Genomic DNA, 19,202 nt, shown 5'->3' on the forward strand with positions numbered 1-19,202 from the left:
TACCCTGGTCACCCGGAGGCAGCACAGATCGAATCAGGCGGCGAAGCACAATTTTCCGCCAAGTGCCTGAGACTGTTTGGTAGTGGAACCAGTCATGGGCGGAGCTGATCTCCGGTCAATTTTTCTGCTTTGGTCCAAAAAAACAGCGAAATTCGACGAATCTCAACGTTTCGGGCACTCCTCAAACACCGATGCTATATCGCGGCGGACTAGCGTCCAAATTGCCGGCGCAAGCGAGTTACAACTTCATGCAGACCCATGGCATTCGAAGCTTTCACAAGAAGGCGGTCCTTCGCGCGCAGGATAGTGGCGAGCTCGGGCAACACATCGTCTGCTGTCGCGAAGTGTGGGCCGAGGAGGTACTCCGGCAGGGCACGACGGAGATATGTCATCTGCGTCCCAACCGTGATCACCATATCCAGATCGGCCGCGAGAACGGGTTCCGCCAGACCGGCGTGAAATTCGGCCGATCGTGGCCCGAGTTCCCGCATGTCGCCAAGAAGGGCAAGCTTTCGGCCCCCACTTGCGCGCTTCCCCTCAGCGAGTGCCGCCAGCACGGCGGCCACCGATGTCGGATTCGCGTTGTAGGCCTCATCGACGACATGGATCTCGCCGGACGCGAGGGCGATGCGTATGACTTCGCCACGTCCGTGGATGGCCTGCACCTCCCCGAGCGCATTGGTCGCAGCTCCCAGATCAAGGCCGAGCGAATCGACAGCCGCCAGCGCGCTGAGGCTGTTGACTGCCATGTGCCGCCCTGGATTACCTAGCTTGTAGGCGAAATCCCGGCCCTTCAGGACCGCACGCACCAGTTGATCTTCGTGCGAATAGTCCACGAGCCGGTAGTCGGCCTTAGCATGTCCACCGAAGGACACGACCTTCGCCCCGAACGACAGCGCGCGGGCTCGGAGATATTCGAAATGCTCGGAATCCCGAGGCATGATCGCAGTGCCGCCCTCAGCGACATCGTACAGGCGGGCTTTCAACTTGGCGATGGCCTCACGCGAGCCGTACTCTTCGAGATGGGCGTCGCCGATCGTCGTGATAAGAGCGACATGCGGCTTGAGCGCAGATACCTCAAGGAGCCGCCGAAAAAAGCCAATCGACACCTCGACAGCGTGGATGCCATCAGGGGGAAGGTTGGCGATCAGGCCGAGCACGCCGGAGACGGTATTGAAGTTTTCGCCCGGAAAAGGTGGATAACCAGCTGCGGTGAGAATGACGTTGATCATCGCCGTGGTGCTCGTCTTGCCGACGCTGCCGCCAACCGCGATCAGGCGTCCGCCGTAAGCAGACCGCGCTCGCTCGGCGAGATACTTCATGGCGACGCGGACCGAAGCCACCCGGAGCAACGGCAAGCCTTCGAAGTTGGGCCGGTACTCTCGGTCCGCGAGGAGCGCGAGCCCCTGTCGCCTGAAGCGCCTGATCTTCCTGGGGTGTACTCCGTAACGGTAGGTGCCAACGCGCGGGATGACGAGCGCGCCGGGGCCGATCAGTGCGTCGCAGAAGGCTATGCAGTCGGTCGTCCAGGCTTCCGGCAACTCGCCTTCCCATATGCCTCCGGTGATCTCCGCAAGCTCAGCCTTCGTCCAAGGGTGCATTTCTCCCCCTGTCCTGCCGATCGACCCGAATCACGTTAACCCGCGCCCCGGCCACCTTGAATAGGTGGCCGTCCGACATCCCTGTCCTGTGGTTCGATCACTTTCAGCCAATTCCGCTCAATGTGCAATGGTTCCGGGTACCACCTGAGACCTTTGCCGGGTTCAAAGCGGCCTTCGCCAAGCCCGCTACTTTAACGACCACATCCGCAATCACTTTTGAGATCGTCTGGTTGGGACCGATCACGATCTTGGATGAGCGAAACCATCTGTTCGAACGCTAGTCACCTATTCATCGAGTTCAACGGCTCATGGTCGGGGAGACAGTGATGCAGCACCTCGCCAAGGTTTCGCTTGTCGAACGTCTGGCCACAAACGGGGCAGAACTCGAAATATCCTGCTTCGTCGTTGGCCGGCGGCCCGTGGCGCTTGCCCTTGATGCCGGTTGCGCGGTTGTTGGTTCGATCTCGTCTCAGGTTGGTCGCCACCGCACGTAACTTTCATGGGGACGGGCCGACAGCCGATCGGGGGTTCCAGCGGGCCGCCGGGCCTACCGGCTGCCAGTGGCGTTGCCGGGTAGAGTCAATTGTAGGCCATTTCATGCGTCATTACTAATACAATAAAATGATAGCGTTCCGTTCCTCTAGCCGCCAGACCGGGCGCGTCCATTCCCCCTATGATGCGGACTTTGGTGGACAATCCGCCCTAAGGGGACGGATGGACACACGAGTCGAGTTCGACCTCGTGATCGATGATGCCGATGTTCGCATTCTTACTCGCCGCGGTCTCGATTGAACGACGAAGTAGCGAGACCTTTCGGCGCCGCCAAGGAGACGTCGACGCTGACGGTCGGTAGCGGCTGTCGTCCGTCGTCTCGGTGCGTCGAAAAACGGGCAAGTTGATTGGGAACAACGATTACCTACCTCGATTTAGGCATCGTAGCGCCGCGCTTCGCAGCGGTTTTGGGCCGCTTCGCCCTGGAATATGTGTGCCCAAAGTCTGAAGGTCTGCGAAATTCGCCGTACTTATTTCGCAAAAATCCTGCAAAAAAAGTGCGGCGATTTCGCGCTAAGTGCTTGAAAAACGTGGTGATCCCGACAGGAATCGAACCTGTGACCTACAGATTAGGAATCTGCCGCTCTATCCTACTGAGCTACGGGACCATCGCGCCCGACACATAACCGCTTCGGGACGTTTCGCCAAGAGGCAGCTAGGCCGCTCGCTTGGGTTCGACCGCGAACGGGCTCAGGCCCAGCCAGGTCTGCATTTTACGGGCGATATCCTGGTCTCCCGTCAAGATGACTTTCGTCCCTGCCTTCTCGACGGTGATCAGCCCCATCCAGATTTCGGTCATGGTGTGCAGGTCGGTCGAGACGTAGAGATCGACATCGAAGCCCGGGTCGTACCAGCAGAGGTCGACCTCGCCGTGCTTCTCGACGATCAGCCACCATGACCGTTTCGAGGCGGGGAGCTCCTGATATAGAAATTGTATCACCGTGCGGCCGTCGGGCAGCGGCGACGCGTTGAGATTGCGCCGCATGTCCCACATCAGCAGCGACGGATCGAGGTTCTTCAGCGACAGCCGCGACTCGACCCATTTCTGCCCCCAAAAGCCCATCGCCTCGACAACGGAACGCAGATCCCTGCCTGCCTCGGTCATCCGGTATTCGAAGATGCCTTTCTCGCCGCGCACCTCCTTGCGCTCGACGATCCCGGCCAGCTCGAGCTCCTTGAGGCGTTGCGACAGAAGGGTCGGCGACATTTTGGGGACGCCGCGGCGCAGATCGTTGAAACGGGTCGAGCCTGCCACCAATTCGCGAAGCAGAACCATGGTCCAGCGGGTGCACAGCACCTCCGCGGCCATCGATAACGGGCAGAACTGTTTGTATCCGGACTGGGTCACGACGTTGCCTTCCCCTCAAACTCAGCCGGGACCATAGGCCTTTCCCGGCGGCGCGGCGAGTACAGAAACTGTACCGGCCCAGTGTGGTGGATTTGAAGTTCCTGCTTTCTGGGTGGCATCAGCGTTAGGAACTTCAAATCCAAAACCACACTGGAAATCCAAGCATTTGCTGGTGTGGCTTTTGAATCCGAAATTCGCTCGCTGCGTTGCTCCAAAGCGAATGCGAATTTCGGATTCGCCACACCAGTACAGATCGCGGACTGGCTGGCGCCGGCCTTGCCGTGCGAGCCCTTGGCCGCTGCACGGGATACCCCTGTGCACGACCAGGAGACATGACCCATGACCGCTTACGTTATCGCAGACATCAAGGTGAGGGACCCGAAGTGGATGCCGGCCTATGCCGCGTCAGTCCACGACCTCGTTCACAAGCACGGCGGCAGATATCTGTCGCGCAGCGGCAATGTGAAGACGCTCGAAGGCAAGCCGCTCGACACGACGCTGATTGCCTTGATGGCGTTCCCGACCGAGGCCGCGGCGCGCGCCTTCACCGACGATCCTGCCTACGCGCCGTTCGTTTCGGCCCGTCAGGGCGGCAGCGACAGCCGTTTCCAGCTGATCGACAACTCCGATCTGGCCGGAACCATCCCGTATCTGCCGAAGGGATGATCTTCCCCTGCATTCGTCGCATCGGGATAGGGATCTCCCAGCAACAACAGCCACAGCGCCCACCTGCCGGACCTCCTTACTTCCGGCGGCCGGCCGGGCTGTGCTTTTCAAGAAGAATGGAATGACTATGACAATCAACTTTCGCAATAGAGTTCTCGCTGCCGCGGCGCTGCTGTCGGCCTGCACTGCGCTGGCGCAGGCGCATCAGGCAGCGCCCGCGTCCGGTCCCAATCCGCTGGCCGACAAGGTACGCGCGGCCAACAGCCGCTTCGAGAATGTGGCGGCGGCGACCGCTGAGGGCTATGCGCCCATTCCTTGCGCCAGCGGCATCACCGGCGGCGCAATGGGCATCCATTACGTCAATCCGGGCTACCTCAAGGACGACGCGGTCGATGTCGCCAAGCCTGAAGCCGTCATGTACGAGCCGATGGCCGACGGCACGCTAAAACTGATCGCGGTCGAATACATCACCTCGAAAGGCCCGGCCTCGCTCGACGGACATCTGTTCAACTTCAACAGTGCGCCCAATCGCTATGGCCTCGGTCCGTTCTACGAGCTGCATGTCTGGGCCTGGAAGGGCAACCCGACCGGCGCGTTCGCCGATATGAACCCGAACGTGTCGTGTGAACCGACGACTGCTGCCAGCCAGTAAGCAGCCGAGCCAGGCGGCGCCAACGCCGCCTGGCCGCGCTGAATTGCGGGGCAGCCGGCAACGGGCGCAAAGACGGCTCAGATAGCGGAACTTTCGGGATGCCGGCGCGCTTTAGTGTCCCGAAGGAGAGACCGCATGAGCGCGACCAAAGAGTTCTTTGAAACCTGGCTGCAGGAGAATGTCGGCAATCTGCCGGCCGAGAGCGAGGTGAGCGTCGCCGTCCTGGCGCAGCAATTCGAACAGGATGCCGACGCTGCCGGCTATGGCCACGAGGTTCGCGAAGACGAGCTCGGCAATATCCAGGAGGCGATCGAGGCAGCCCTGACGAAGGCGAGGACAGGCGAAGAGCCGCAGGCTGCCGACGACAATGAGCTGGCGCCGGTCATGGAGGCGCTGGAGGTCGAGGATCCGAAGAGCGGACCGTAGCGGTTGCGGCTCTTCCCTTCCACGCTACATGACCGGGCATAATGGATGCCAAACACCTCACACTCGGCGTCGTGATCGGCGTGGCTATCGGCGTCGTGTTGGACAACATTGTTGCGGGCATCGGTATAGGTATTGCTCTGGGCATTGCCTTCGGCCTTGCCCGGAAGTCGTCCGGCCGGAAGTGACCAGCAGAGCATGTCCTGCCCGGTTTTGCCGCCCAGAGGTGCGGCGGTTGCCGCACCGCCGATGCCGAACGGCTACGCCGCCAGCGCCGTTTCCGCCAGCTTCACCCAATAGCTCATGCCGTGCGGGATGACCTCGTCGTTGAAGTCGTAGGCTGGGTTGTGCAGGCCGGCGGTATCGCCATTGCCGATGAAGATGAAGGCGCCCGGCCGCGCTTCAAGCATGTAGGAGAAATCCTCGCCGCCCATCACCGGCTGGATCGCGCGGTGCACATGGCTGTCGCCGGCGACGTCGGCCGCGATGTCGCTGGCAAAGACCGTCTCTTCCGGATGGTTGAAGGTGACGGGGTAATTGGCATTGTAATCAACCTCGATTGTCGCGCCGAAGGCAGCGCCCAGGCCTTGGCAAAGCGCGCGGATGCGCTCTTCGGCCTTCTTGGCGACCTCCTTCTTCAGCGTGCGTACGGTGCCGGCGATCTCGGCCGTCTCGGGAATGACGTTATAGGCGTCGCCGGCGTGGAATTTCGTCACCGAGACGACCACCGCCTCGACCGGATCGGTGCTGCGCGAGGCGATCGTCTGCAATGCGCCGACAAGCTGGCTGGTGATGACGATCGGGTCGATGGTGCCGTGCGGCATCGCCGCGTGGCCGCCCCGGCCCTTGACGGTGATGGTGAATTCGGCGGTCGCCGCCATGATTGGACCCGGCCTGATGGCGAACTGACCGACCGGCAGGCCCGGCATGTTGTGCATGCCGAACACCTTGGAGATACCGAAGCGCTCCATCATACCGTCCTTGACCATCTCGTTGCCGCCGCCGCCGCCCTCTTCGGCCGGCTGGAAGATGACCGCGACGGAGCCGGCGAAATTGCGCGTTTCGGCGAGGTATTTGGCGGCACCCAACAGCATCGCGGTGTGGCCGTCATGACCGCAGGCGTGCATCTTGCCGGGGACGGTCGAAGCATAGGATTTGCCGGTGATCTCGTTGAGCGGCAGGGCATCCATGTCGGCGCGCAGGCCGATGGTCGAGCCTTCGCCGTGGCGGCCGCGGATGATGCCGACGACGCCGGTCTTGCCCAAACCCGTCACGATATCGTCGCAGCCGAAAGCCTTCAGCTTCTCGGTGACGAAAGCGGCGGTCTTGAAGACGTCGAAATTCAGCTCCGGCGTCTGGTGCAAATGGCGGCGCCAGCCGGCCACCTCGTCCTGCATTTCGGCGGCTCGGTTCAGGATCGGCATGATGGTTCCATTTCGCTGTTGGAGCAGGCGGTCTTGGCCTGCTGCTTTGCAATTGTGCCTGCTGCCTTGCAACCATGCACGCTGCTTTGCATTGTGCTGCTGCTTCCACATTGTGATCGGCAGCACTTTGCCATGTTGACGTCACATAGAGTAAATAGCACCGCGACTGTGGTCCGGGAACAGAGGGCCGGACCATTATCCTGGCGATCGTGTAACGAAATCTTACGGAGCCAGGTGGGACTGCGGCAAGAGGCTATTTCGGTTTTCATGATGCGCTACAGGCATTTCCTCAAACTGTTGGTGGCGGGCACGGTGGTGCTTGCGGCGCTGGCCGGGCCTGCCTTGGCCAATCCGACAATCCTGTTCGACCTGAACAGCGGCAAGATCCTGCAGCACCAGGAGGCGTTCAGGCGCTGGTACCCGGCTTCGCTGACCAAGCTGATGACCGCCTATGTGGCGTTTCGGGCGATTGCCGCGGGCGAGGTCCAGCTCGATTCGCCGATCAAGGTAACGAAACATTCTGCCGGCGAGCCGCCGAGCAAAATGGGCTTCAACCCGGGCTCGGTGATGCGGTTGGACAATGCGCTGAAGATGATGCTGGTCAAATCGGCCAACGATATCGCCATGGCGGTCGGCGAGAATATCGGCGGTTCGCAAGCGGCTTTCGCCGAACGCATGAACGCCGAAGCGCAGAGGCTCGGCATGAGCGGGTCCCATTTCGTCAATCCGAACGGGCTCTATTCGCCGGACCAGTATACGACAGCGCGCGATCTCGCTTTGCTGGTGATGGCGATTCGCAAGGAATTTCCGCAATATGCCCCCTGGTTCTCGATCGAAGGCCTTGCCGTCGGCAAGAAGGCGATCTCCAACTACAACCTGCTGATCGGCCGCTATCCGGGTGCCGACGGCATGAAGACGGGTTTCGTCTGCTCGTCCGGCTTCAACATGATCGGCTCGGCGACCCGCAACGGCCGCACCCTGGTCGCCGTAGTGCTCGGCGAGCAATCGGCCATTACCCGCGCCGAGGCGGCGGCAAAATTGCTCGACCAGGGCTTTGCAACGCCGGCGCCGAGCTGGCTGACGGTAGCGGCGCTGCCCGCCTATGGCGACACCATGTCGGCCAACGACATGAATGACGAAATCTGCAAGAAGAAGCCGGTCGAGGAGCAGTCGGAAACCGCACCCGCCGTCGGCGACAAGGGCAAGGACGTGCCGAAATCGCCCTATCAGGAAAAGCTCGACCATGTACCGACGCTGATCGCCGTCGGCCTCGGCGGCGCCACGGGACCGAAGCCGAAGGCGATGCTCGACGCCTCCGGGCAGGAATATGCCGACGTGCCGCTGCCGACATGGCGGCCGGACCGGGCGCCGCCGGCCGGCGCCGAGCCAGTTGTGGCCGGATCCGCCACCGCCGCGCAGGTCCAGCAGCCGGCCAAGGCGCTGAACTAGCCGCATGGCCGGTTTCCCGATCCCCGTTTCGGTGCTCACCGGCTTTCTCGGTGCCGGCAAGACGACGCTGCTCAATCGGCTGCTCCGGGATCCGGCGCTCGCCGACACCGCCGTCATCATCAACGAGTTCGGCGAGATGGCGATCGACCATCTCCTGGTCGAGCAGGCCTCCGACGGCATCATCCAGCTCTCCGACGGCTGTCTCTGCTGCACGGTGCGCGGCGAGCTGGTCGACACGCTGGCTGACCTCGTCGACCGCCTGCAGACCGGCCGCATCGACCGGCTTGCCCGCGTCATCGTCGAAACCACCGGGCTCGCCGATCCCGCCCCCGTACTGCAGTCGATCATGGCACACCCGGCCCTGGTCCAGGCCTTCCGGCTCGACGGCGTCATCACCCTGGTCGATGCCGTCAACGGCAATGCGACGCTGGATGCGCATGTCGAGGCGGTGAAGCAGGTGGCCGTCGCCGATCGCATCGTGCTCAGCAAGGCCGACCTGACCACGGATGCAGTCGATGTCGAGGCGTTGCGGGCGCGGCTCAGGCAGCTCAACCCGGGCGCCGTGGTGCTCGACGCCGGCGAGGCAAGCACCGCGACCCTGTTCGATAGCGGCCTCTACAATCCGGCCACCAAATCCGTCGATGTGCAGCGTTGGCTCGGCGAAGAAGCCGGCCACGACCATGACCACGGCGGGCATGACCACGGCGGGCATGATCACGACGGGCATGACCATGCCGACCATGATCACCATGACCACAGGCACGATTCCCGCGTGCGTTCGTATTCGCTGGTTCATGACGGGCCGGTGCCGTTTTCGGCAATCGAGATGTTCCTCGATCTGTTGCGCTCGGCGCATGGCGAGCGCCTTTTGCGGATGAAAGGCGTCATCGAGCTTGCAGAAGACCCGTCGCGGCCGCTGGTTATCCATGGCGTGCAGAAGATCCTGCATCCGCCGGTGCAACTGCCGGCCTGGCCGGACAGCCAGCGCGGCACAAGGCTGGTGCTGATCACGCTCGACATGCCCGAAGACTATGTTCGCCGGCTGTTCGCCGCCTTCACCAACCGGCCGTCGATCGACACGCCGGATCGCGTAGCACTGGAAAGCAACCCGCTGGCTATTGCCGGATCGTGATCTCCCCCCTTGAGGGGGAGATGTCGCCGAAGGCGACAGAGGGGGTCGCCTCGGCTGGCGCGACGCCCTGTGGGACGAGAGAAAAGGTTGGCGCTTCACGCGCGGCAACCCCCTCTGGCCTGCCGGCCATCTCCCCCTCAAGGGGGGAGATTATCCCGCTCAGCCGCTTTCGCCAGAACGAGCTAAGTCGAGACTCAGCCGATCCCGCACTCGACCAGGAAGCGGTGGCCGCCCGATATCGCCGTCGTCTCGATCAGCCGATGGCCGGTCTCGGCGCAGAAGGCGGGAATGTCGATGACGGCGAGCGGATCGGTGGTTTCGAGCCACAGCCGGCTGCCCGGCTGCATTGCGGCCAGGCGCTTTTTTGCCTTGAGCACCGGCAACGGGCAGTTCAAGCCTTTGAGGTCGTAGACGGCGGCGGGGCTAGTTGAGGGCCCGTGTTCCTGGCCCCCATCTTCTTGCTCAAGCATGAAGTTCAGCCGCCAAACATGCCGAGCAGCTTTTTCTTCAACCTTGTCGCCGTGCTTTCGGCGTCCGCAGCCTGCGTTTCGACTGCCGGGGCGGCGTCCGATGGCGCTACGGTGGCGGTGGCGACAGGCATCTCGGCGGCGGTCTTGGCAGCTTCCTTTTCGGCGAGCGCCTGGGCTTTGGCAGCTTCCTTCTCGGCCAAGGCCTGTGCCTTGGCTGCCTCTTTCGCGGCCTTGGCCGCTTCTATGGCGGCAAGCCTTTGTTCCTCGGCCTTCTGCTTGGCGGCCTTTTCGGCATCGAGCGCCGCCATCTTGCGGCCCGCCGGCGAATCGATGCGGCCCATGCGCGCCGTTTCGGCCACGGTGCCGTCCGGGTTGAGCGAGGGCGGCTCGATCGGCACGCGTTCGCCGCGCGCACGCCGTTTCGACCAGTCGGAAACGATGCTGGCTTCCTTGATCCCGGCGATGGTCGGCTTGGGTGCCGGCACGCTGGCCTTGACGGCGCCGTTGAAGGCCGCCTCATAGGTGCTTTGATAGGCGTTGATGGCGCTCTTCAGCGAATCGGGCTGGGTGGTCGCAGGGCAAGCGCCGGTCGGATTAAAGGTCGAGCCGTCGGCCGCAACCTGGTTGAAGACGTAGCGCTTCTCGCAGACGTCGACTTTCGGCGGCACCTTGGTAACCTCGAAATTGTCGTAGCCGACCTTCAGCATCTTCCAGAATTCGTAGTTCGGATCGTTGCGATAGCGCGCCATGTTGGCTGCGGTCATGCGGAACGGAAAAGCCTGGATCTGGAACTCGGTCTGGCCGCCCTGGAAGGCGTCGCGGCCGAAAGCGTAAATCTGCTCGATCTGCGCGTCGGTCATCGAATAGCAGCCAGACGACGAGCAGGCGCCATGGACCATCAGGTTGGAACCCGTGCGGCCATTGGCGCGGTCATAGGCGTTCGGGTAGCCGATATTGAAGGACAGGTGGTAATTCGACCGCGGGTTCATCTGTGCCGGGCGGACCGTGTAAAAGCCTTCCGGCGCCTGGCGGTCGCCTTCGGTGAATTTTGGCCCGAGCTTGCCCGACCATTTGCAGATGTCGTAGCTGGCGACCAGGTCGTAGCGGCCGTTGGTCTTGGCCTTCCAGATTTCGAGCTTGCCTTCTTCCTTGAAGATGCGGGCCATCACCGAGGAGGTGCGGACCATGCCCTTGGCCTTCATCTCGGCCAGGATCTTGTCCGGCAGCGGCTTGTTGGCTTGCGGCGCAAAATCCTTCATCGAAGCATCATTGCAGCCGGCGACGCCGATCGCAGCGATCAGAACTCCGGTGCGGGCAAGCTTGGCAAACATGGATATGGCTATCGTCTTCATCTCTGCGCCGCGGATGCCGCGGCTGCTAAACTGACCGCTGACGGACCCTAAGCCCGTTAACCTTGAAAATTCCTTACCGCAATCATGCTGGCGCGTCCCCTTACGGCAACCCCACTGAGCCGAATGCAGCGGCATTTTTGTGGCGAAACTGGTTCACGCCGCCACATTTCGGGCCGCGTGCCTGCGTTGGTTACAGATTGCGGCCCATCGCCAGGTATTTCTCGCGGCGATGCTCGCGGAAGTCGGTGTTGGCGCCGGAGAATTCCTTCATCGTCCTGGCGATGAGGTCGCCGGTGGCGGCAATCACCGTTTCGGGGGCGCGATGGGCACCGCCGAGCGGCTCGGCGACGATGGCGTCGATGATCTTCAGCTCCAGCAGGTCCTGCGCCGTGATCTTCATGTTGGTCGCAGCATCCTTGGACCGCGTGGTGTCGCGCCACAGAATCGAGGCGGCGCCCTCCGGCGAGATCACCGAATAGATGGCGTGTTCGAGCATGTAGACGCGGTTGGCGGTGGCAATCGCTATGGCGCCGCCCGAGCCGCCTTCGCCGATCACCACCGAGATCGACGGCACCTTCAGGCCAAGGCAGGCCGAAGTCGAGCGGGCGATGGCTTCCGCCTGGCCGCGCTCTTCGGCGTTGACGCCGGGATAGGCGCCGGCCGTGTCGACCAGCGTCAGCAGCGGGATCTGGAAGCGGTCGGCGAGTTCCATCAGCCGCACCGTCTTGCGGTAGCCCTCCGGCCGCACCGAGCCGAAATTATGCTTCAGCCGGCTTGTCGTATCGGAACCCTTCTCCTGGCCGATGATTGCCACCGGCTCGCCACGGAAGCGGGCGAAGCCGCCGACGATCGCCTGATCCTCGCCGAAATTGCGGTCGCCGGCGAGCGGCGTGAAATCGGTAAGCAGACCCTTGATGTAGTCGATGCAATGCGGCCTGTCCGGATGGCGCGCCACCTGCACCTTCTGCCACGGCGTCAGCGCCTTGTAGGCGTCGCGCAGCGCATCGCGCGAGCGCTTCTCGAGACGGGCGATCTCATCGCCGACATCGACCGCCTCGCCGTTCTCGGCAAGCTTCTTCAGCTCAAGGATCTTGCCTTCGAGATCCTGCACAGGCTTTTCGAAATCGAGGTAATTGTACATTCTTGGGCGGACCGGCAAGTCGGAAGGCAATGACTGACGCAAGCCTGAAAATGCAGGCTGGGCGCGGTGGAACGTCGTTCTCACATAGCGGCATGACGCCTAGTCGGCAAGCGGATGATGATCGTTGACCAGACGCACCAGCCGCTCCTCCAGCACATGCGTGTAGATCTGCGTCGTTGAAATATCGGCATGGCCAAGCAACTGCTGCACGGCCCTGAGATCAGCGCCGTTCTGCAGCAGATGGCTGGCGAAAGCATGGCGCAGCACATGCGGCGATATCTTCGCCGTGGCAATGCCGGCCCGAGCGCCAAGCCCTTTCAGCTCGCGGGCAAAGACCTGTCTCGAGAGATAGCCGCTGTCGGAGGCAGCCGGAAACAGGAACGGGCTGTCGGCAAGAGCCGGCACCGCCCCCCGTGCGGCAAGCCATGTCCGCATCGCGGTGCGCGCCTTGGCCGACAGCGGCACCATGCGCTCCTTGTTGCCCTTGCCTCGCACCATGAAGAAGCGGTCGTCGCGCTGTGCCACCGTCACGGGAAGGCCGACCAGCTCCGAAACGCGCAAGCCGGTGGCGTAGAGCACCTCGACCAGCGCGTGCAGGCGCAGCGCCGCCAGCCTGTCGCCGTCATGCATGGAGGGGTCCACCGCCTCCTGCGCCGCGCGGTCGAGCAGCCGGCCGGTATCGGCCTCGCTCATCGTCTTAGGCAGCGGCCGGCCTTTCCTCGGACTGTCCAGCGTGCCGGTCGGATCGTCACCCCGCAGGCCTTCGGCGTAGAGGAACTTGAAGAACTGCCGGATCGCCGACAATTTGCGCGCCTGCGAGGTGGCGGCAAAGCCGCGCGCGGCGATGTCGTCGAGATAGGCACGGATGTCGGCGCTGGTGGCAGCGGCAAGCCCACCGCCGATCCCGACGGAAGCGTCTTCGAGGTCGCGGCGATAGGAGGAAAGCGTGTTTTCGGCGGCGCCGCGCTCGGCGCTCATCATCTCCAGGAAGGCTTCGATGCGGGCGGCGCTGTTCATTTTTTGGGATTGAGCTTTTCCGGAGGGATACGCACGCTCATTTCCGCCTTCCTCGGCTCGACGAACATGACCAGGGCGAACATCGCGCCATAGACAATGCCGGCCAGAATCGCGAGCGTCACGACAAAGCGAAACAGTGTTGGCATTAATTTTCGCCCGTCGTCTTATTCTGCATTTCCAACCCTGTGCCCTTATGAGACGCCAATCCGGCCAATTCAAGGGTGAAGCCCATAGTCCCGGTTGCGCCGCGCTTGACGCAAACAGGCTTTTGATGTCGATACGCCGCCAAAGAGGCCTAGAAGCATGAACGCGCTACCAGCAAATCCTCCGGGCGAGAGCCATGCCGCGCTGCTCGGCCGGCTGGGCGGCCGTTCCATCGTCTTTGTCGGGCTGATGGGCGCCGGCAAGACGGCGATCGGCCGCAAGGTGGCGGCGATGCTGGCACTGCCCTTCATCGACAGCGACCAGGAGATCGAAACTGTTTCGCGCATGAGCGTCCCGGACCTGTTCGAGCGCTATGGCGAGGCGGAGTTCCGAGCACTGGAGCAGCGCGTCATCCTGCGTGTGCTGGAGCACGGGCCGCAGGTGCTGTCGACCGGCGGCGGCGCCTTCATGAACGCGCAGACGCGCGAGGCGATCGCCAGCCATGGCGTTTCGGTTTGGCTGAAAGCCGAGATCGACCTGTTGATGGAGCGCGTTTCCAAGAAACAGAACCGGCCGCTGCTGAAAAGCGCCGATCCGCGCGCCGTGCTGGAACGGTTGATGGCGGAACGCTACCCGGTTTACGCCGCGGCCGATGTCATCGTGCCGACCCGCGACGACCGCAAGGAGATCATTGCCGCCGAAGTGGTGGACGCGCTGCGCGGCCATTTCGGCGTTGCCGATATTGACGAGGTGCGGTCGTGAGCGCTGATGCAACGGTCTCTGTCGAAGTCGGGCTTGGCGAGCGTGCCTACGATATTTTGATCGGTCCCGGCCTGCTGTCACGCGCCGGCGCCGAGATTTCGCGCCGTCTGCCGGGGACGCGGGCGGCGGTCGTCACCGACGAAAACGTCGCGGCCGCGCATCTCGCGACGCTTGCGGCCGGCCTGGCAAGCGGTGGCATCCAACATGCCGTCATCACGTTGCCGCCAGGCGAAAAGACCAAGAGCTTTGCGCATCTCGAAGAGGTGGTCGACGGCGTGCTGGCCGCCAAGCTGGAGCGCGGCGACGTCGTCATCGCGCTCGGCGGCGGCGTCGTCGGCGACCTCGCCGGCTTTGCCGCCGGCATCGCGCGGCGCGGCATGAACTTCGTGCAGGTTCCGACCTCGCTGCTGGCGCAAGTCGATTCCTCCGTCGGCGGCAAGACCGGCATCAACAGCAAGCGCGGCAAGAACCTGGTCGGGGTATTCCACCAGCCCAGGCTGGTGCTGGCCGACACCGAAGTGCTCGACACGCTGCCGATCCGCGAGTTTCGCGCCGGCTATGCCGAACTGGCCAAATACGGGCTGATCGACCGGCCCGAGTTTTTCGCCTGGCTGGAAGAAAACTGGCGTCAAGTGTTTGCCGGCGGGCCGGAGCGGGCTGCGGCCATCGCCGAGGCCTGTCGTGCCAAGGCCGACGTCGTTGCCCGCGACGAGTTCGAGACCGGCGACCGCGCGTTGCTCAATCTCGGCCACACCTTCGGTCATGCGCTGGAGGCGGCGACCGGCTATGACGGCGCAAGGCTCGTGCATGGCGAGGGCGTCGCCATCGGCATGGCGCTGGCGCACCGCTTTTCGTCAAGGCTCAATTTGGCGAGCCCCGACGACGCGGCGCGTGTCGAGGCGCATCTTCGCGCCGTCGGTCTGCCCTGGCGCATGGCCGACATTCCAGGCGAACTGCCCGACGCCGAGACGCTGTTCTCCTTCATCACCCAGGACAAGAAGGTGTCGCGCGGCGCGCTGACCTTCATCCTGACGCGCGGCATCGGCCAGGCCTTTATCGCCCGGGATGTGCCGGCCTCGGAAGTGCTGGCGTTCCTCCGGGAGAACCATCCGGGTCGGCAGGAAAGCCGCCCGGGATGAGCCAGGCCGGCTGGATCGCGGCTGCCGTGCTCGCCGGCCTCGGCCTGCTGGGCTTCGTCTTGCGCCGGCGCCTGCTCGCCGCCTTCGGCTACGAGCTGCAACGCATCGAGCCGCAGCGCTCGGCGCGCGAGGAACTGCGCGGCGCCGTCGACGATTTCCGCCGCGACGGCCAGGTGGTGCGCGAGGACCGCGCCCGCATCGGCGGCCTGTTCGACCTCGAGGAGCTCGAAGTGTCGGACGTCATGGTCCACCGCACGAATATGCGCTCCGTCAACGCCGACGACCCGCCCGAAGCGGTGGTTCGCGAGATCCTGCAGAGCCCGCACACCCGCATGCCGTTGTGGAAGGGTTCGCTCGACAACATTGTCGGCGTGCTGCACGCGAAGGATCTGCTGCGCGCGCTGAACGAGGTCGGCAACGATTTTTCCAGGATCGACGTGATGAAGATCGCGTCGAAACCGTGGTTCGTGCCCGACACCACGACGCTTCAGGAGCAGCTCAATGCCTTCCTGCGCCGCAAGGCGCATTTCGCCATCGTCGTCGACGAATATGGCGAGGTCGAAGGGCTGGTGACGCTGGAAGACATCATCGAGGAGATCGTCGGCGAGATCGCCGACGAGCACGACATCGACATCCAGGGCGTCAAGCAGGAGGCCGACGGCTCCGTCGTCGTCGACGGCACGGTGCCGATCCGCGACCTTAACCGGGCGCTCGACTGGAACCTGCCGGACGAGGAAGCCACCACCATCGCCGGCCTTGTCATCCACGAGGCGCAGTCGATCCCGGACGAAAAGCAGGCCTTTACGTTTCACGGCAAGCGCTTCGTCGTCATGAAGCGCGACAAGAACCGTATCGCGCGGCTGAGGATCAAGCCGGCGATGCTTGGAGAATGACAGTGCGCACCTTGTGGCAGCCGTGGGCAGTCAGGAGTTGATGACGATCGATCGGCGAAGCCTGCTTCTGGCGTCGATGGCGGCGCTGCTGCCGGGACAGGCGGCGGCATTGCGGCCGCGTTCGCCGTCGCCCGAAACCTTCGACTATGGGCCGGCCAAGCTCGACATCTATTCCCGCGATGGCGCAAGCGGCCTGCCGGTCGTCTTCTTCGTCCATGGCGGCGCCTGGCGGGTCGGCAACCGCAACAATGTCAATTCCAAGCCTGGTTTCCTGCTCGACAATGGCTTCGGCTTCGTCTCGATCGACTACCGGATGCTGCCTGAAGCCGACGTCGCCACCCAGGCGGCAGATGTCGAACTGGCCTATCGTTACGTCCGCGCCAACATCGCCAGGCATGGCGGCGATCCGGACCGGATCGTCGCCATGGGCCATTCGGCCGGCTGCCATCTCGTCGCATTGACCGGGCTGCGCGGCGGCCTGCCCGGCGTCGCGGCGCTGGTTCTCGACGACACCAGGGCCTACGATCTGGAGGCGCTGGCCAGAAGCGGCGGCATGGCAGGGGTCTATGCCCGCGCCTTTCCCGATCCGGCGCAGTGGCGCGCGCTGTCGCCTGTCACCTACGTCGAAGGCCGCAAGCACCCGCCGACCTTCATCGCCCATTCGCGCGCGAAAGCCCGCGCGGCGGACGCGCAGGCCTTCGCCGAGCGTCTGCGCGCCACCGGAACCAAGGTCACGCTGTTCGACGGCAGCGCCTATTCGCACATGTCGATCAATCGCGATTTCGGCACCGACGGCGATGCATTGACCGCCGCGGTGATGGCTTTCCTGAGGGCGAGCCTCGGCTGAAATTTACCAGCGGGTCTTTTCACCGGGCGCCACCGGCTCGATCGCCAGGGCGTGGACGCCGGATTTCAACTCCTCGGCCAGCAGATCGTTGACTGCGCGGTGACGCTCGACGCGGCTCATGCCGGCAAAGGCTGGCGCGACGATGCGGACGCGGAAATGCGTCTCGCCAGTGCCGTCGAAGGTGGCGTGATGGCCGGAATCCACATGATGATGCCCGGCATGGAGATGGCTTTCGTTGATGACGTCCAGCCGTTCCGGCGAAAACGCCTTTTTCAGCTTATCTTCCATCGTTGCCTGTATGGACATCGCCGCTTCCCTTCACCACATCTATGTCATCGCACAAAATTCGCAATTCGCCGGTTTTATGCCGCGATTCAGCGGCTAGGGCGATCATCGCGAAAATGTCAATTCTTGTTTCGCATCAGCGAACAGCCCATAAATGGGTGAGATGAAGCCGTACCCAAAATATTTCGAGAAGATTCGCATCCGCCCGGAGAAGGACGCGGAGCTGAAGTCGCGTTCGCCGATCTGCCAGTGGGATGGCTGCAAGGAGGCCGGTACCCACCGTGCCCCGGTCGGACGGATGAAGGAAGGCGAGTATTTCCAGTTCTGCTTCGATCACGTGCGCGAGTACAACAAAGGCTTCAATTATTTCTCGGGCGTTCCCGATACCGAGATCGCCCGCTTCCAGAAGGAAGCCATGACCGGCCACCGGCCGACCTGGAAAATGGGCGTCAACGGTGCCTCGACACGCTCCTCGCCCGACTTCGCCCAGGCGCGTTCCGGTCGCGCCGGCTACTACAATCGCATGCGCGATCCGTTCGACCTGTTCAAAGGCCCGAAAGACCCGCGCGAAGCACGCGAGCGCAAGGCCAAGCCGCTTGAGGCCAAGGCACTGGAAACGCTTGGCCTTGATACAAAGGCAACTGGCAAGGATATCAAGGCGCGCTATAAGGAACTTGTGAAACGCCACCACCCGGATGCGAATGGCGGCGACAGAGGTTCGGAAGACCGGTTCCGCGATGTGCTCCAGGCGTATCGCGTGCTCAAGCAGGCAGGTTTGTGCTGAGCGACCATACGGTTCGTGTCGCTTTCCAACTTTCATAAGGTTGGAAAAGGCTCTAAGACCGCCCCCGAACAAAATCGATTGCCGGCGAAACGCGGCGTTTCGCTTGTGGAGACGTTGATAGAGATGAACAAGGTCGATCGCGACATCGCCAACCTGCCCGACACCACGGTGTCGGTGAAGGAGACATTCGGCTTCGACTCCAAGATGGTGGTGCCGGCCTATGCGGTGACGAGCGAGCACGTTCCCGACATCGATCCGGACTACCTGTTCGACAAGAACACGACCATGGCGATCCTCGCCGGCTTTGCCTACAACCGTCGGGTCATGGTGTCGGGCTATCACGGCACCGGCAAGTCGACGCATATCGAGCAGGTCGCCGCCCGCCTCAACTGGCCCTGCGTGCGTGTCAATCTCGACAGCCATGTCAGCCGCATCGACCTCGTCGGCAAGGACGCCATCGTGGTCAAGGACGGGCTGCAGATCACCGAATTCCGCGACGGCATCCTGCCCTGGGCCTATCAGCACAATGTCGCGCTGTGCTTCGACGAGTACGATGCCGGCCGCCCGGACGTGATGTTCGTCATCCAGCGCGTGCTGGAATCGTCGGGCCGGCTGACGCTGCTCGACCAGAGCCGGGTGATCCGCCCGCACCCGGCCTTCCGGCTGTTTTCGACCGCCAACACGGTTGGGCTGGGCGACACCACCGGCCTCTACCACGGCACCCAGCAGATCAACCAGGCGCAGATGGACCGCTGGTCGATCGTTACCACGCTGAACTATTTGCCGCACGACAATGAAGTGAACATCGTGCTGGCCAAGGCCAAGCATTATCGCGACGGCAAGGGCAAGGAGATCGTCAACAAGATGGTCCGTGTCGCCGACATGACGCGCTCGGCCTTCATCAACGGCGATTTGTCGACCGTTATGAGCCCGCGCACGGTCATCACCTGGGCCGAGAATGCCGAAATCTTCGGCAATATCGGCATGGCGTTCCGGCTGACCTTCCTCAACAAATGCGACGAGCTGGAACGCTCGCTGGTGGCCGAGTTCTATCAGCGCGCCTTCGGCGAAGATCTGCCGGAGAGCGCGGCGAACGTTGTGCTGGGCTAAGCAGAGTCTCG

General features: G+C 63.1%; 22 protein-coding genes and 1 tRNA gene. 13 read left to right on the forward strand and 10 right to left on the reverse strand.

Translation table 11 applies throughout. The features are described from left to right. Window positions 1-209: 209 nt before the first annotated feature. Window positions 210-1,601, reverse strand: a complete 1,392-nt coding sequence (locus NKI29_RS19185) for a UDP-N-acetylmuramoyl-tripeptide--D-alanyl-D-alanine ligase (RefSeq protein WP_352570596.1) — start codon at window positions 1,599-1,601, stop codon at window positions 210-212. 326 nt (window positions 1,602-1,927) lie between these two features. Here NKI29_RS19185 and NKI29_RS19190 point away from each other — a divergent pair, with 326 nt between their 5' ends. Further along, window positions 1,928-2,095, forward strand: coding sequence for a hypothetical protein (locus NKI29_RS19190; RefSeq protein ID WP_352796992.1), 168 nt, complete (start codon window positions 1,928-1,930; stop codon window positions 2,093-2,095). 589 nt (window positions 2,096-2,684) lie between these two features. Here the strand turns inward: NKI29_RS19190 and NKI29_RS19195 are convergent. Beyond that, a tRNA-Arg gene (locus NKI29_RS19195) sits at window positions 2,685-2,761 on the reverse strand. A 47-nt stretch (window positions 2,762-2,808) separates the two neighbouring features. After that, window positions 2,809-3,501, reverse strand: a complete 693-nt coding sequence (locus NKI29_RS19200; RefSeq protein ID WP_023677872.1) for a winged helix-turn-helix transcriptional regulator — start codon at window positions 3,499-3,501, stop codon at window positions 2,809-2,811. A 339-nt stretch (window positions 3,502-3,840) separates the two neighbouring features. Here NKI29_RS19200 and NKI29_RS19205 point away from each other — a divergent pair, with 339 nt between their 5' ends. The 4 genes from NKI29_RS19205 to NKI29_RS19220 all read left to right on the forward strand — a co-directional run bounded on the left by NKI29_RS19205 (window position 3,841) and on the right by NKI29_RS19220 (window position 5,430). After that, a complete protein-coding gene (locus NKI29_RS19205; protein ID WP_023677873.1) occupies window positions 3,841-4,167 on the forward strand; it encodes a DUF1330 domain-containing protein in 327 nt (108 codons plus the stop codon). A gap of 121 nt (window positions 4,168-4,288) precedes the next feature. Next, complete coding sequence (locus tag NKI29_RS19210) at window positions 4,289-4,819, forward strand: hypothetical protein (RefSeq protein ID WP_352570595.1); 531 nt, start codon at window positions 4,289-4,291, stop codon at window positions 4,817-4,819. 135 nt (window positions 4,820-4,954) lie between these two features. After that, a complete protein-coding gene (locus NKI29_RS19215; RefSeq protein WP_352451191.1) occupies window positions 4,955-5,245 on the forward strand; it encodes a hypothetical protein in 291 nt (96 codons plus the stop codon). A gap of 41 nt (window positions 5,246-5,286) precedes the next feature. Next, the gene (locus NKI29_RS19220; RefSeq protein ID WP_198023575.1) at window positions 5,287-5,430 is read left to right on the forward strand and encodes a glycine zipper domain-containing protein; all 144 of its coding nucleotides are present in this window, start codon (window positions 5,287-5,289) and stop codon (window positions 5,428-5,430) included. Window positions 5,431-5,502: 72 nt separating this feature from the next. Here NKI29_RS19220 and NKI29_RS19225 read toward each other — a convergent pair whose 3' ends face one another. Beyond that, window positions 5,503-6,666: a M20 aminoacylase family protein gene (locus NKI29_RS19225; RefSeq protein WP_352451192.1), complete on the reverse strand. Its 1,164-nt coding sequence runs from the start codon at window positions 6,664-6,666 to the stop codon at window positions 5,503-5,505. Between the two features lie 270 nt (window positions 6,667-6,936). Here NKI29_RS19225 and NKI29_RS19230 point away from each other — a divergent pair, with 270 nt between their 5' ends. Further along, entirely contained in the window at window positions 6,937-8,115 is a 1,179-nt protein-coding gene (locus NKI29_RS19230) for a D-alanyl-D-alanine carboxypeptidase family protein (RefSeq protein WP_352457638.1), read from the forward strand. Window positions 8,116-8,119: 4 nt separating this feature from the next. After that, a complete protein-coding gene (locus tag NKI29_RS19235) occupies window positions 8,120-9,247 on the forward strand; it encodes a CobW family GTP-binding protein (protein WP_352796995.1) in 1,128 nt (375 codons plus the stop codon). A gap of 194 nt (window positions 9,248-9,441) precedes the next feature. Here the strand turns inward: NKI29_RS19235 and NKI29_RS19240 are convergent, their stop codons facing one another. The 5 genes from NKI29_RS19240 to NKI29_RS19260 form a co-directional block, all read right to left on the reverse strand. After that, the gene (locus tag NKI29_RS19240) at window positions 9,442-9,717 is read right to left on the reverse strand and encodes a sulfurtransferase TusA family protein (protein WP_023677880.1); all 276 of its coding nucleotides are present in this window, start codon (window positions 9,715-9,717) and stop codon (window positions 9,442-9,444) included. Between the two features lie 5 nt (window positions 9,718-9,722). Continuing rightward, window positions 9,723-11,048 carry a L,D-transpeptidase family protein gene (locus NKI29_RS19245; RefSeq protein WP_352754711.1) on the reverse strand — a complete coding sequence of 442 codons (1,326 nt, stop codon included), beginning with the start codon at window positions 11,046-11,048 and terminating at the stop codon, window positions 9,723-9,725. 211 nt (window positions 11,049-11,259) lie between these two features. Then, window positions 11,260-12,210, reverse strand: a complete 951-nt coding sequence (locus tag NKI29_RS19250) for an acetyl-CoA carboxylase carboxyltransferase subunit alpha (RefSeq protein WP_352754595.1) — start codon at window positions 12,208-12,210, stop codon at window positions 11,260-11,262. Between the two features lie 99 nt (window positions 12,211-12,309). Next, window positions 12,310-13,227, reverse strand: coding sequence for a site-specific tyrosine recombinase XerD (locus tag NKI29_RS19255; RefSeq protein WP_352634069.1), 918 nt, complete (start codon window positions 13,225-13,227; stop codon window positions 12,310-12,312). Further along, on the reverse strand, window positions 13,224-13,373 hold the full coding sequence (locus NKI29_RS19260) for a hypothetical protein (RefSeq protein ID WP_023677884.1): 150 nt from the start codon (window positions 13,371-13,373) through the stop codon (window positions 13,224-13,226). Before NKI29_RS19260 ends, NKI29_RS19255 begins: the two co-directional genes overlap by 4 nt. Window positions 13,374-13,530: 157 nt before the next feature. Here NKI29_RS19260 and NKI29_RS19265 point away from each other — a divergent pair, with 157 nt between their 5' ends. The 4 genes from NKI29_RS19265 to NKI29_RS19280 are packed head-to-tail and all read left to right on the forward strand — an operon-like array spanning window position 13,531 to window position 17,012. Beyond that, complete coding sequence (locus NKI29_RS19265; protein WP_352634067.1) at window positions 13,531-14,133, forward strand: shikimate kinase; 603 nt, start codon at window positions 13,531-13,533, stop codon at window positions 14,131-14,133. After that, window positions 14,130-15,272 (forward strand): 3-dehydroquinate synthase, encoded by a 1,143-nt coding sequence (gene aroB, locus NKI29_RS19270; RefSeq protein WP_352570590.1) that lies wholly within the window; start codon window positions 14,130-14,132, stop codon window positions 15,270-15,272. Before NKI29_RS19265 ends, aroB begins: the two co-directional genes overlap by 4 nt. Next, window positions 15,269-16,165 (forward strand): HlyC/CorC family transporter, encoded by an 897-nt coding sequence (locus NKI29_RS19275; protein WP_023677887.1) that lies wholly within the window; start codon window positions 15,269-15,271, stop codon window positions 16,163-16,165. The genes aroB and NKI29_RS19275 overlap by 4 nt, the downstream gene beginning before the upstream one ends. 40 nt (window positions 16,166-16,205) lie before the next feature. Continuing rightward, entirely contained in the window at window positions 16,206-17,012 is an 807-nt protein-coding gene (locus tag NKI29_RS19280; RefSeq protein WP_352796997.1) for an alpha/beta hydrolase, read from the forward strand. 3 nt (window positions 17,013-17,015) lie between these two features. Here NKI29_RS19280 and NKI29_RS19285 read toward each other — a convergent pair whose 3' ends face one another. Then, the gene (locus NKI29_RS19285) at window positions 17,016-17,318 is read right to left on the reverse strand and encodes a BolA family protein (protein ID WP_352570588.1); all 303 of its coding nucleotides are present in this window, start codon (window positions 17,316-17,318) and stop codon (window positions 17,016-17,018) included. Window positions 17,319-17,451: 133 nt separating this feature from the next. Between NKI29_RS19285 and NKI29_RS19290 the strand changes: the two genes are divergently transcribed. Next, window positions 17,452-18,081 carry a J domain-containing protein gene (locus NKI29_RS19290; protein WP_036238769.1) on the forward strand — a complete coding sequence of 210 codons (630 nt, stop codon included), beginning with the start codon at window positions 17,452-17,454 and terminating at the stop codon, window positions 18,079-18,081. Between the two features lie 123 nt (window positions 18,082-18,204). Beyond that, complete coding sequence (gene cobS, locus NKI29_RS19295; RefSeq protein ID WP_352451201.1) at window positions 18,205-19,191, forward strand: cobaltochelatase subunit CobS; 987 nt, start codon at window positions 18,205-18,207, stop codon at window positions 19,189-19,191. Window positions 19,192-19,202: the final 11 nt, after the last annotated feature.

Origin of the sequence: Mesorhizobium sp. M0678 (assembly GCF_040320505.1) — a bacterium.
Lineage (GTDB): Bacteria > Pseudomonadota > Alphaproteobacteria > Rhizobiales > Rhizobiaceae > Mesorhizobium.

Coding starts and splice junctions, on each gene's coding strand:
- NKI29_RS19235 (WP_352796995.1), top strand. CDS start 8,120: ATGGCCGGTTTCCCGATCCCCGTTTCGGTGCTCACCGGCTTTCTCGGT.
- NKI29_RS19255 (WP_352634069.1), bottom strand. CDS start 13,227: ATGAACAGCGCCGCCCGCATCGAAGCCTTCCTGGAGATGATGAGCGCC.
- NKI29_RS19275 (WP_023677887.1), top strand. CDS start 15,269: ATGAGCCAGGCCGGCTGGATCGCGGCTGCCGTGCTCGCCGGCCTCGGC.
- NKI29_RS19205 (WP_023677873.1), top strand. CDS start 3,841: ATGACCGCTTACGTTATCGCAGACATCAAGGTGAGGGACCCGAAGTGG.
- NKI29_RS19230 (WP_352457638.1), top strand. CDS start 6,937: ATGCGCTACAGGCATTTCCTCAAACTGTTGGTGGCGGGCACGGTGGTG.
- NKI29_RS19190 (WP_352796992.1), top strand. CDS start 1,928: ATGCAGCACCTCGCCAAGGTTTCGCTTGTCGAACGTCTGGCCACAAAC.
- NKI29_RS19285 (WP_352570588.1), bottom strand. CDS start 17,318: ATGTCCATACAGGCAACGATGGAAGATAAGCTGAAAAAGGCGTTTTCG.
- NKI29_RS19185 (WP_352570596.1), bottom strand. CDS start 1,601: ATGCACCCTTGGACGAAGGCTGAGCTTGCGGAGATCACCGGAGGCATA.
- NKI29_RS19250 (WP_352754595.1), bottom strand. CDS start 12,210: ATGTACAATTACCTCGATTTCGAAAAGCCTGTGCAGGATCTCGAAGGC.
- NKI29_RS19240 (WP_023677880.1), bottom strand. CDS start 9,717: ATGCTTGAGCAAGAAGATGGGGGCCAGGAACACGGGCCCTCAACTAGC.
- NKI29_RS19215 (WP_352451191.1), top strand. CDS start 4,955: ATGAGCGCGACCAAAGAGTTCTTTGAAACCTGGCTGCAGGAGAATGTC.
- NKI29_RS19290 (WP_036238769.1), top strand. CDS start 17,452: ATGGGTGAGATGAAGCCGTACCCAAAATATTTCGAGAAGATTCGCATC.
- cobS (WP_352451201.1), top strand. CDS start 18,205: ATGAACAAGGTCGATCGCGACATCGCCAACCTGCCCGACACCACGGTG.
- NKI29_RS19280 (WP_352796997.1), top strand. CDS start 16,206: ATGACGATCGATCGGCGAAGCCTGCTTCTGGCGTCGATGGCGGCGCTG.
- NKI29_RS19225 (WP_352451192.1), bottom strand. CDS start 6,666: ATGCCGATCCTGAACCGAGCCGCCGAAATGCAGGACGAGGTGGCCGGC.
- NKI29_RS19245 (WP_352754711.1), bottom strand. CDS start 11,048: ATGTTTGCCAAGCTTGCCCGCACCGGAGTTCTGATCGCTGCGATCGGC.
- NKI29_RS19265 (WP_352634067.1), top strand. CDS start 13,531: ATGAACGCGCTACCAGCAAATCCTCCGGGCGAGAGCCATGCCGCGCTG.
- NKI29_RS19210 (WP_352570595.1), top strand. CDS start 4,289: ATGACTATGACAATCAACTTTCGCAATAGAGTTCTCGCTGCCGCGGCG.
- NKI29_RS19260 (WP_023677884.1), bottom strand. CDS start 13,373: ATGCCAACACTGTTTCGCTTTGTCGTGACGCTCGCGATTCTGGCCGGC.
- NKI29_RS19220 (WP_198023575.1), top strand. CDS start 5,287: ATGGATGCCAAACACCTCACACTCGGCGTCGTGATCGGCGTGGCTATC.